Below are 10,621 nucleotides of genomic sequence, written 5' to 3' on the forward strand. Positions count from 1 at the left end.
CCATAGCAGATCGCTATGGCATTTTTACTTTTGACACTTTCGCATTACTGTGGTGTCAGCTATAAGTAGCTGACACCACAGAATCCATAACTAATCATGTTCTTTAAACGTCCACTCTTTTACACTAACAGGAGAGTCCTGTAGCGCATTATAGAGCTGTTTGTCATTTTTAAAAACTACCTGATCCAGGCAAAACGTTTCAACATGAACGGTAACCTGAGGCCCCTCAAATGGCCAGGGGTCCAGGCTCAATGTTCCATCAGCGCGTTGATGAATGTAATACGATAGGTCATCTGGTCCTTTGCTGACTTCTAAACGTCGCTCTTCATGAGGTACCTGATTCAGGCAGAGCACAAGGGATAGCGCATCACACCATTGAAGAAACGCATAGGCATAATCGGTTTCTGCTTTTGTGGCTTTCGATTCCTTCCGCCACTTGGTCTGGTTCGTCATCTGCTGATCAAGAAATACATCCAATGCCTTATCGGTACCGCGTTTCGATTCGTACAGAAAAGACGTGTGCATAGACATGAGCAGCGCATTCCAGCGGCTTTTTTGCAGACCGATCTGAATCATTTGCTGACATTGCTCTACCGAATACGGTAGTAGCTCAAAATGAAGTGGTGTACCTGCCGCTGTCAGATGGTTACGGCCTTCCCAAGGATTCTGGCCATCATCGTGCTCTGTTAGCGCCGTTACTGTTTCAATCCAGCGGCTGGGTCGTTTATCTACTCGCCAATGCAGGGCCAGTTGTACGGCCAGTAAACCATGTGCCTGCTGGTTAATAATTTGCCAGCCCGTATCTGTTTGGGAAACAATCATAGAAGAAGGAGAAAAGGGAGAAAGGAGGAGGGGGAAGAAAGGGAAAAGAGTGAAGTACTTGATTAAGTAATACCCTCTTTTCTCCCTTTCTTCCCCCTCCTCCTTTCTCCCTCAATTGTAAATCTTTTCGTTCTCTCCCATCTTGGGCGGGTTGCCAGTTATGGCTGCAGTGGCCTGCTGAATGAACCGAATCATTCGGCTATCGCTGGCACTCCAGTATTCAGCCATGTCGATGTGCACTTTCAGCAGCGTTAATTCCGGGTCGTCTTTCCCCTCAGGAAACCAGGCTTTTGCCTGTGGATTCCAGAGTTCATCTACTTTAGCCTGATCGTTAAACTCTTGCGCTTTACCTGATACAGATACATAATCAGCATCGCTAACGGATGCAAACGACAGATTTACCCGTTGATCGTTGTTATCAATCTGATCGACCTTAGGCGAAGATCGCTTGGTAAAAAACCAGATGGTCCCATCTTCATCTACCTGTAAAGCAGCCATGGGTCTGCTTACTAAATTACCCTGTTCATCAACGGTTGTCATCATGGCGATACGAATGTCTTCGATCATATCGCGCACCTTTTCCAGGGGTTTGTTAATGTGTTCTGTAGTTTCCATAACGTTGAAAAGAAAAGTCGCCAGTCGAAAGTCATTAGTCAATAGTATAGTTTTTGAACCTACTTACTTTGACTGTTGACTATCGACTGACGACTAGTGACTATTAGCTATTAATTATAAAGTGTTTCGCGCAGATCAATACCATAGAACAGAGAAGCTGGCGTAACGGCTGGGTTTTGCGCTTCAATATCTGTCTGATAGCCCATATCAATAATATTCACACAGCTACAAATCGTTTGCTGACACATAGCAAACACCTGTTGGCTACGCTCTGTATTAAACTGACTTACCTCCTGAGCACATTTTTCACATACTTCAATACAAGCTTTTGCCAGTAGCCGTGCATTTTCAGAACCACGAACATATAGCATGGCCAGGTTACGGCACATATCGGCACAATCCAGGTTTAGAAAAATACTCCGATACCGGCTCTCTATGTCTTCTGCATTGGAACATTCTGTAGCAAACTCATTACACAAAGTTGCACAGCTTGTTAACGAATCGTAAATGTTTTTCTTCCAGATCATAGCTAATGGCAGGTTTAAGTTAGATATCGAATAGTTGGGTTAGGCGTATTGCTGTATGTTTCTGACTGCCCACTCCCGGTTGGAACTCTCACAACGAGCCCACCGACGGGCCTCCTCAACACTCATCAGGATGACATGTTGCTTATCTAACTGCCCTTGTTCCAGCAGTTGATTTGCAATCTCAATTGCCTTTGCCCGAGTAGTGGGATTTAATGACCGCATGGCCGCCGGAAAGTGAGTGATAGACCACATAGAGATAGTTAGTAGGTTATCTATTGACTAAACTAATATTGTGCCACCTCTAAAATAATCAACCACTACACTTCACACCAACCAAGCCAACAACTCATTATCAACAACTTATAAGATAATTATTTGATCTATGGATTGATATTCTCCGTCGATCCTGTAGACTATCTGTAGAATTTACCAGCGGGATTGTGTATGTTTTTACCCAGTCAATTCCACAAAAAAACCAGCTTTGGGTAAAAGCTGGTTAATGAGTGATCTATGCTACGAAAAAGCCAGGAAACTACTTAGGGCGCATCTGCTTATTTTGGAAAAAACAGTCGAAATGTAGTTCCAGTAGCCACCTTACTTTCCACTTCAATTGATCCCTTATGGCTATTGATGATATTTTGTGTAGCGGTTAATCCCAATCCCATCCCCCCCGATTTCCCGGTAAAGAACGGATCGAAAAGGCGTTGTCTATCTGCTTCACTAATCCCTCCTCCATTATCGCTCACCTCTACACATACCCGATTGTTATCCGTACAGGTCGTTCGTACCGAAAGCACACCCTTTCCTTCTTCCATAGCTTCTACTGCGTTGACTAAAATATTCAGCAACGCCGTTTTTACCTGATCGCGGTCTAGTAATGCCTGGCCGTCGTCGGTCGTGAAATTCGTTTCGAGTCGCATCCGTTTCAGTTTGATCCGGTCGCTAACGAGCTGTAACGTTTCTTTAACAACGCCATTAAAATCCTGCTTTTTCCGATCCAGATCGCGGGGTTTCGATGAATTGAGCATTTCTGTAATGAGTTGCCCAATACGGTCCACATTGCGCCCAATGATATCCGTAAACATGGTTACATACTCATTGTCTGTATCCAGTTCATCTTTAAGCTGTTCAAGAGCCAGGCTAAGGTTAGTGAGTGGATTACGCACCTCATGGGCAATACTGCGGGCAATTTTGCCGGTCATAGTCAGTTTTTCGGCCAGGATCAGATCCTGTTGAGCCCGTTTCTGATCTGTAATGTCACGCACAATTCCCTGGTACCACTCTGGATGCCCAATCATATCCTCGACCGCCCAAACGGAGATCAGGCAAACCCGTTTACGGCCGTTTCGGTGAATTAGTGTGGTTTCGAAATCTTTGATCTGACCATGCTCGCGGACGTTAAACCGCAGATTACGCAGGTGATTCAGATCAGCAAAAAGGCGAGCGGGATTCAGGTGTCGGAGTTCGTCACGACTGTACCCTAATAACTGTTCAACGGAGGAGTTGGCGTCCTGAAATCGAAGTTCATCATTAGCCACAAAAATGGCATCTATTGACCGTTCAAACAGGGTTCGGTATTTATTTTCTTTCTGAGCAACTTCGGCAAGTACACTCGCCTGTCGGAGCGCATATCGGATACTACGCCCAAGGAGTTGGGCATCAATTCGCCCTTTCACTAAATAGTCGGCGGCTCCCAATTCAAGTGCCGACTGGTCTACGGTCAGATCATCCTGGCCGGTAAGCAGAATCATTGGGGCCCGGCAACCCATCCGAAATGCTTCCTGAATCAAATCAATACCTGTATACGGGCCCAGTCGGTAATCGACCAGATACACATCGTATTGTCCCGTATCAATAGCTGCCAGACCCCGATCATAGCTATCTACCCAGTCGAGTTTAATGGACGAATTTTCTCTGACAGAAACTAAGGCTTTGGTAAGCAAGTAATCATCTTCGTCATCTTCAATGAGAAGAATACGAATCGTTTCCTTTTTTTCGGCAACATCGAGTGGGGCAGGTATCATAAACCGTGAGTAGTTGGCAATGAACGGTACCGTGTGTACCCATCAGCAAGACCATTTACTGATAAGTACTCACTAGCTGGTTATGGCAATTTAACGGTATCTATCCAGTATGTTTTTAAAGCCCCAACCATTTCGACCAAGCGGTTAAAATTGAATGGCTTTGTTACAAATGAATTAACGCCGAGATTATAGGTTTTCAGTACGTCTTCGTCGGCTGAGGATGTAGTCATCACGACCACGGGTAAACGCCGTAGTTTAGGATCATCCTTTATCTCATTAAGGGCCTGAAAGCCATTCTTACGAGGCATGTTCAGATCTAAAATCAATAAATTAGGCCAAGGAGCATTGTCTTCGTTATAACGACCCTCCCGACGTAGATATTCCATTAACTCTTCACCATCTTCAACAAACTGAACATTTTGCGTATAACCACTCTGACGAAGTGCCTTATCCATAAACAGGCGGTCATCTGTATCATCGTCTGCAATTAGAATGGTCATGGATGTAAGTCTACGGTGCATACAAATCAGTAAAAAGTTACGGCTGGAGAGTGCTAATCAATTTCCTGCGTTTTGATATACTCAGGTTTCCAGTACGTACGCGGCTGATTAGCTATTCCTTATCTGTCTTTAGCTTTTTCAGAAGTTACCCTCCCCTCCAAAATTACTCAAAAACATCAATTTATTAACGTATTATTTACCAGTATAAAATCCAGAACACCTATCTTGATTTAAGGTGTTTGAATAAGCTTATAAATTGCACTTTTCATATATTTCTATTTTAAGTGTTTATAAACTAACCTATTACTTCCCGCTCAATCCTTTTTCAAACTGTTGTTTGCCAATTTCAGGCTTTAGAAAATATTTTCTACATAATTAAAGGAAACAGGGCTTCTAACAATAAATTCTTATTCAGAGGTTTCAAAAACTGAATGTTGTATTCTACAAGTTGGGGAATTTCTTACTCGCCTAAGCTTAAAAATTTATGCAGTGCCTATACGTTCAGCATATCTATAAACCCAAGTAAACCAGGCTACCACAGAGATTTACCCTAAAAATGGCGGTTTTGGCACGAATTTACCACCTCTATAGACAGAGCAGAAGTAACTTAGGTACTGCTTTTAAATCGAAAATCGTTATGAAACATTCAGTAAAAACCTTGCTTGTAGCCGCTATTCTTACAACAGGTGCCTTAATGATCAACTCGTCTACTGCGTTAGCACAAGGCAAAACGCGGGTTGGCGTAAAAGGGGGATTAAATGCCAGTTCGCTATTCTACGACAGTCAGGGAGCCAGCAATAAAAATGAGCGCATTGGCTTTCATCTAGGAATATTTTCCCAGATACCTGTTGGTGAGTTTTTTGCCGTCCAACCAGAATTGCTCTATATGACCAAAGGCGCATCAGCTACCTATGACGTCATTGGCTTTACGGGAAAAAATACGTTTAAACTTAATTATGCCGAGCTACCCGTTTTAGCTACGTTTAAGCTGGGTCAGGCAGTTGAGTTACAGGCAGGCCCCTACGTATCCTACCTACTGAATTCAAACATCAATTCGAACGGCGATTTTGGCACAGGAACAAGTGCAATCAATCGGGATAATTTCAACAAAGTTGATTACGGAATTGCGGGCGGCTTGAACCTTTACTTCGGTAAAGCCTTTATTGGCGCGCGTTATGAACAGGGTCTGCAAACCATTGCTAACAGTGGAGCCGCTAAAACGGTGTTGGGCAATGCTAAGAATGGAGTTGGCTTGCTATCCGTTGGCTTCAGCCTGAATTAGTTGAGTAGGTAAAGTAAGTGCAGTGGGTGAAGAGGGTTAGGAACCTACTTCACCCACTGCACTTACTTTACCATCAGGGCTTTCTGTCGGGCAAAATGGTACCGACGCCGTTAGGAACCTACTTCACCCACTGCACTTACTTTACCTACTAACTCACAAATGGATATCGTACGCTTTCAATTTATTATAGAGCGTTTTACGATCAATATTAAGGACTTCAGCCGCTTTGGTTTTGTTATAGCCTGTTTTTTCCAGTACTTTCAGAATAGCAGCCCGTTCAGCGTTCTCAGATACCGACTTCAAATTAGCCGCCGATTGAGTAAAGACCGGAACACCGGGTCGAGCGGGGTCGTAATTAATCTGAATATTAGTAGTACCGGTGTCTTCAGGCGTGAAATACTGGGGCGAGATGATCTCATGCGGCAGTACATCGGCTTCAATATAATCGCCTTGAGTTAGCAACACGGCCCGTTTCACCACATTTTGTAATTCGCGGAGGTTGCCATGCCAGTAATACTCTTTTAACTTTTCTTTTGCTTCCTCTTCAAACCCCTGAATATCTTTCTCTAGTTGCACATTAGCCAACTCCAGAAAATGATCAGCGAAAATCATAATATCGGACTTGCGCTCACGCAGGGGCGATAAATGCATTTCGAATTCAGCAATGCGGTGATAGATATCTTCCCGAAACTTGCCTTGCCGAACGGCCTCGCGCAGATCTTCATTTGTAGCTACTATAATCCGAACATCGACCGGAATATCCTGATTACTGCCAATACGCCGAATCTTACGCTCCTGTAATACACGAAGCAACTTGATTTGATTGTCGTACGACAAGTTTCCGATTTCATCCAGGAAGATGGTGCCACCATTGGCAAATTCAAAGCTACCGGGCTTGTCCGACATAGCGCCGGTGAAGGAGCCTTTCACATGCCCGAATAATTCGCTACCGGCTAATTCTTTCCCAAGAGCGCCACAGTCAATGGCCACAAATGGTTTATCAGCTCGTTTGCTTTTGAGGTGAATTGCATTGGCAACAAACTCCTTACCCGTACCTGTTTCGCCGGTAATGATAACCGACATATCGGTGGGAGCAATCAAGTCAATGTGTTTCTGAAGTTGTTCGGCAGCCCGACTTCTACCAAAAATGAAGCGTTTTCCATCCGGGGTTAACTGCGTTTTGGCAGGCGCTACTTTTACAGCAGGTGCTTTTGGTATGCCAGTAGCAGTAGTGGCCGATGAACCCTTCGACTGATTTAACGATTGGGCGCGCCGTTCAAGGGCTGCTTTTATCGTATATAAGATTTCGTCGGGATAGAGTGGTTTTGTTACGTAATCATAAGCCCCATGCTTAACCGTCTGCACCGCCATTCGAACATCAGAATAGCCGGTGATGATAATTACAGCGGTGGTGGGGTGCATAACCTTGATGCGACGAAGCATCTCCAGGCCATCAATATCAGGAAGTTTAAAATCGCAGATGACTAACTCAAAAGCTTCTTTCCGTAACAGAACCAGCCCATCATCGCCCCGCTGTACCGACGCTGTTTTATAGCCCTGCTTGCTCAGAAAACGCTCAAGAAGCAGGCATATATCATTATTATCGTCAATAATCAGAATTTTTTCCATGAAGCGGCATTGAACTTGTTCAGACAGACCATGTCCAGTAATGAACAACGAATGAATCTACCTTAGCTGTATGAAAGCTGTATGAACAAAGTTACTCAAACCTGAATGGTTTGCAAAGCCATCTCTACCGAACGGCGAGTAAAGGGTTTACCAATAAAATAATCAGCTCCTTGCTCAGTAGCCCGCCGACGTTCAGCCTGTCCATCAAAGGCACTGATCATAATAACCTTAGCTTCGGTTTGATCTTCTTTGATGAATGGTAATAAATCAAACCCAAGTCCATCGGGCAAATTTAAATCTAGAAAAATAGCGTCGAATTTCTGTGTATGGAGGCATTGACGTCCTTCTTCAATAAAATGGGCGCAGGTAGGCTGATAGCCCAGGCGACGTAACAACCCTGATAGCAACAGACAGATATCGGCTTCATCATCAACAATCAATACGCGTTTTGCAAGAGGTGCTGTATTGATGGCGACCGGCCTGTATTGTTGTCCCATGCTAACCCCTGTTATTGTATTTACCACGGCTCATTTCGTTTTCATTTGTGTTCTTCTTACACACTCTATTATAAAATATGTGCCGAAAGTGTAAGCCTGAGTCAAAAATCAAGTAGCAACATACATTAATGTCCATTAGATTAACAGTTTGCGCTTATAATTTCATTAATTTATATCGGCTATAAACTAATTCGCCCGCTAAAGAGCCGTTGAGGATTGAGCTATTTTTCTACGTTTATTCTACAAGTGTAGAAATTAATCCACAGTTTTTGGTTTGCAACAGGTTTTCTTGTTTCGATAATAAGTGAAGAATATGACCTAATTAAATGCTCATTTACAAGCGTATAAGGGTATATATAGGAAACGATTGCATGTATTTACCATTATTGGCACAACTTTTTCTAATAAGATTGTCAATTGCGAGATAGTTAATTCTGATTTACTCAATAAACGTCATGGGAAACCTTCTTTACACTATAGCCGTGATTTTGATCATTATCTGGCTCCTGGGCTTTCTAGGCGTGTTAGGAACAGGTATTGCTAGTGGTAATTTAATTCATATTCTACTAGTGATTGCGGTGATTGCGATTATTCTACGCTTAATACAGGGGCGCGGGGTGTGAAGAAGGGAGTACATGTAGTCAACAAGTCATAGAGATATCACCTGTGATACATATCATTTTCTAACCAAGCAATTGTGTTAGACTCGGGTTAGCCCGAAGCAATTCATTTTAGGTTAAGTACAAGTTACGGTGGGTACGGAATCCCTGCGCCAAGTTGAGCGCGGGGATTTTTTTTGTGCCTGTAGAATTCAGATGATGTGGGTTATACCGTATCTGCGTATCAATAGTTATCATCAGCATCTAAAGAATCAACAGAATCTCTCGTAGTTCGAGACTCGGCAACCAGTTGGGGTCATTGCGTAAAACGTGGACGCCCTTGTAGAAAAAAATCCTCAACATCCCAAACCAGCACTATATTGTACCACACTCATATACAACGACTTACCCTCTTTTCTAATCAGTGGTACAGTATTTTCTAGTAGATTGGCGATATTGGAACCATAAGTCATTCACCAAAGTTAGAAATCATGAAATCACTACCAGGAGTTTTAGTGGGATTAGCAGTTGGCGCAGTTATCGGTATTCTGCTTGCTCCAGAGAGCGGCCAAAAGACGCGTAAACGTATCTCGTCTGAGTCAGATTCGTTCTTTAAAGACTTACAGGACCAACTACAGTCTGGCCTGGATAGCATAAAAAGTCAATATAACGAATATGTTGATTCGGCTGCCGGAAAAACACAGGATCTGGTTAGTCAGGCCAAGAAGAAAGCAAAGCAATAGGCTTCCTGCTAATCACCTAAAATAAACACTCACCTAAAACACATAAAACGATGAGAAGCACACGAGATTTTCTGACCGGCATTATTACCGGTGTTGTTATTGGTCTTTTAACAGCTCCCCGAAGCGGTAAAGAAACACGCGAAAAACTGACTGAAGAAGCCAGCAAACGCACAGGCGATTTGAAGGACCAATGGGAAAAAGGAGTATCTCAGGTGAAAGAGGGGTACGAGCAGGCGGTAAGTCAGGTAAATCAGTATACCGACAAAGCTAAAGAACAGTTCAACCAGTATAAAGACCAGGCACAGGCGACTTTTAGTAAAGATCAGCTCAAGAGTGATTATAACGATAAAGTTGACGAATTAGCCGACGATGCCAAATCAGGTATTGATAATGCAAAATCTTCAGTAAAAGCAAGCTAAGTACTAGCATCCAATTTACTCAACGTTCTTGAAATATACAGCGCCTACCGGACCATACCCGGCAGGCGCTGCTGCGTTATACGCATGATGGGTTTAATAGCCTTTTAATATTGGTTTAAGAAGCCTTTAATTGGCAAAGGAGACTTTTGTGACGGCTCCTTTTTACTTATCAGTCAGGTAATACTTATACCAATTCAGGCGTCATAATACTATGAAAAAATACCCATTTGCCTTTGCTTCCTCACTGCTCCGTAACTGGCAGAGGCTTATAGACGATAATAAAAACGTACGAGCGTATCCAACTGGGTTAGTTGTTTGCCCAGCCCCTATGTATACGGCTAAGTCGGTACGAGCCTGGGCAATGATCGTTACAATGGGCTTTATAGCTATAAACGGACTAAGTAGCTGTAGTAGTACCGCGCAAAAATCCGAAGCAAGTGAACCAACCAAAGAGCGTCAGGAAACGAATTTACTTGCCACAGCCGCCTTCGATACAGCTAAGTATGAGAATGCCCGCAATGAATTGAATTTGACAGGTAAAATTACCTTCAATCAGGATCAGGTTGTAAAAGTATTTCCTCTGGTAGGTGGGCATATAGAAACCCTCAAGGCTGATTTAGGCGACTATGTTAAAAAGGGACAGACCCTGGCTGTAATTCGGTCGGGCGATTTGGCCGATTTAGAACAACAGAGTGTAGAAGCAAAGGGGCAATTATCGGTAGCTCAGAAAAACCTACAGGTTGCGGAAGACATGACTAAAGCGGGTCTGAGCTCCCAGCGCGAACTGGTGGCCAGTCAGGAACAACTGCTGGCGGCTAAAGGCGAAGTAAACCGTGTGAGTGAACGACGCCGGATTGTAGGCGGTAATGGTGCCGTTTATGTAGTGAAGGCCCCAGTGAGCGGTTTTATCGTCGAAAAATCTGCATCTCAAGGTATGGAACTTCGCTCCGACGATCCCGAGAAC

13 protein-coding genes are annotated in these 10,621 nt (G+C 43.6%); 5 read left to right on the top strand and 8 right to left on the bottom strand.

All coding sequences use genetic code 11. The annotated features are described in order from the left end of the window. Positions 1–90: 90 nt before the first annotated feature. The 6 genes from ACYVGO_RS28600 to ACYVGO_RS28625 form a co-directional block, all read right to left on the bottom strand. Positions 91–822: a DUF3891 family protein gene (locus ACYVGO_RS28600; protein WP_460972204.1), complete on the bottom strand. Its 732-nt coding sequence runs from the start codon at positions 820–822 to the stop codon at positions 91–93. Positions 823–933: 111 nt separating this feature from the next. After that, positions 934–1,437, bottom strand: a complete 504-nt coding sequence (locus ACYVGO_RS28605) for a pyridoxamine 5'-phosphate oxidase family protein (RefSeq protein ID WP_460972205.1) — start codon at positions 1,435–1,437, stop codon at positions 934–936. 110 nt (positions 1,438–1,547) lie between these two features. Then, positions 1,548–1,964 carry a four-helix bundle copper-binding protein gene (locus ACYVGO_RS28610; RefSeq protein WP_142774207.1) on the bottom strand — a complete coding sequence of 139 codons (417 nt, stop codon included), beginning with the start codon at positions 1,962–1,964 and terminating at the stop codon, positions 1,548–1,550. 39 nt (positions 1,965–2,003) lie between these two features. Next, positions 2,004–2,216 (bottom strand): DUF2188 domain-containing protein, encoded by a 213-nt coding sequence (locus ACYVGO_RS28615; RefSeq protein ID WP_142774208.1) that lies wholly within the window; start codon positions 2,214–2,216, stop codon positions 2,004–2,006. A 299-nt stretch (positions 2,217–2,515) separates the two neighbouring features. Continuing rightward, complete coding sequence (locus ACYVGO_RS28620; protein WP_142774209.1) at positions 2,516–3,988, bottom strand: hybrid sensor histidine kinase/response regulator; 1,473 nt, start codon at positions 3,986–3,988, stop codon at positions 2,516–2,518. 80 nt (positions 3,989–4,068) lie between these two features. After that, positions 4,069–4,509, bottom strand: coding sequence for a response regulator (locus ACYVGO_RS28625; protein ID WP_246859196.1), 441 nt, complete (start codon positions 4,507–4,509; stop codon positions 4,069–4,071). Between the two features lie 616 nt (positions 4,510–5,125). Here ACYVGO_RS28625 and ACYVGO_RS28630 point away from each other — a divergent pair. Then, positions 5,126–5,770: a porin family protein gene (locus tag ACYVGO_RS28630; RefSeq protein ID WP_142774211.1), complete on the top strand. Its 645-nt coding sequence runs from the start codon at positions 5,126–5,128 to the stop codon at positions 5,768–5,770. A gap of 153 nt (positions 5,771–5,923) precedes the next feature. Here the strand turns inward: ACYVGO_RS28630 and ACYVGO_RS28635 are convergent, their stop codons facing one another. Further along, entirely contained in the window at positions 5,924–7,399 is a 1,476-nt protein-coding gene (locus ACYVGO_RS28635; protein WP_460972207.1) for a sigma-54-dependent transcriptional regulator, read from the bottom strand. 95 nt (positions 7,400–7,494) lie between these two features. Continuing rightward, a complete protein-coding gene (locus ACYVGO_RS28640; protein ID WP_210422399.1) occupies positions 7,495–7,896 on the bottom strand; it encodes a response regulator in 402 nt (133 codons plus the stop codon). A 455-nt stretch (positions 7,897–8,351) separates the two neighbouring features. On the opposite strand from ACYVGO_RS28640, the gene ACYVGO_RS28645 reads away from it, so the two are divergent. The 4 genes from ACYVGO_RS28645 to ACYVGO_RS28660 form a co-directional block, all read left to right on the top strand. Further along, the gene (locus ACYVGO_RS28645) at positions 8,352–8,519 is read left to right on the top strand and encodes a lmo0937 family membrane protein (RefSeq protein WP_142774213.1); all 168 of its coding nucleotides are present in this window, start codon (positions 8,352–8,354) and stop codon (positions 8,517–8,519) included. 467 nt (positions 8,520–8,986) lie between these two features. Then, positions 8,987–9,238 carry a YtxH domain-containing protein gene (locus ACYVGO_RS28650; protein WP_142774214.1) on the top strand — a complete coding sequence of 84 codons (252 nt, stop codon included), beginning with the start codon at positions 8,987–8,989 and terminating at the stop codon, positions 9,236–9,238. A gap of 50 nt (positions 9,239–9,288) precedes the next feature. Then, positions 9,289–9,657, top strand: a complete 369-nt coding sequence (locus ACYVGO_RS28655; protein ID WP_142774215.1) for a YtxH domain-containing protein — start codon at positions 9,289–9,291, stop codon at positions 9,655–9,657. A 211-nt stretch (positions 9,658–9,868) separates the two neighbouring features. After that, the coding region (locus tag ACYVGO_RS28660; protein ID WP_460972209.1) for an efflux RND transporter periplasmic adaptor subunit at positions 9,869–10,621 on the top strand (753 nt) is incomplete at its 3' end.

This window comes from Spirosoma migulaei, from assembly GCF_054776855.1.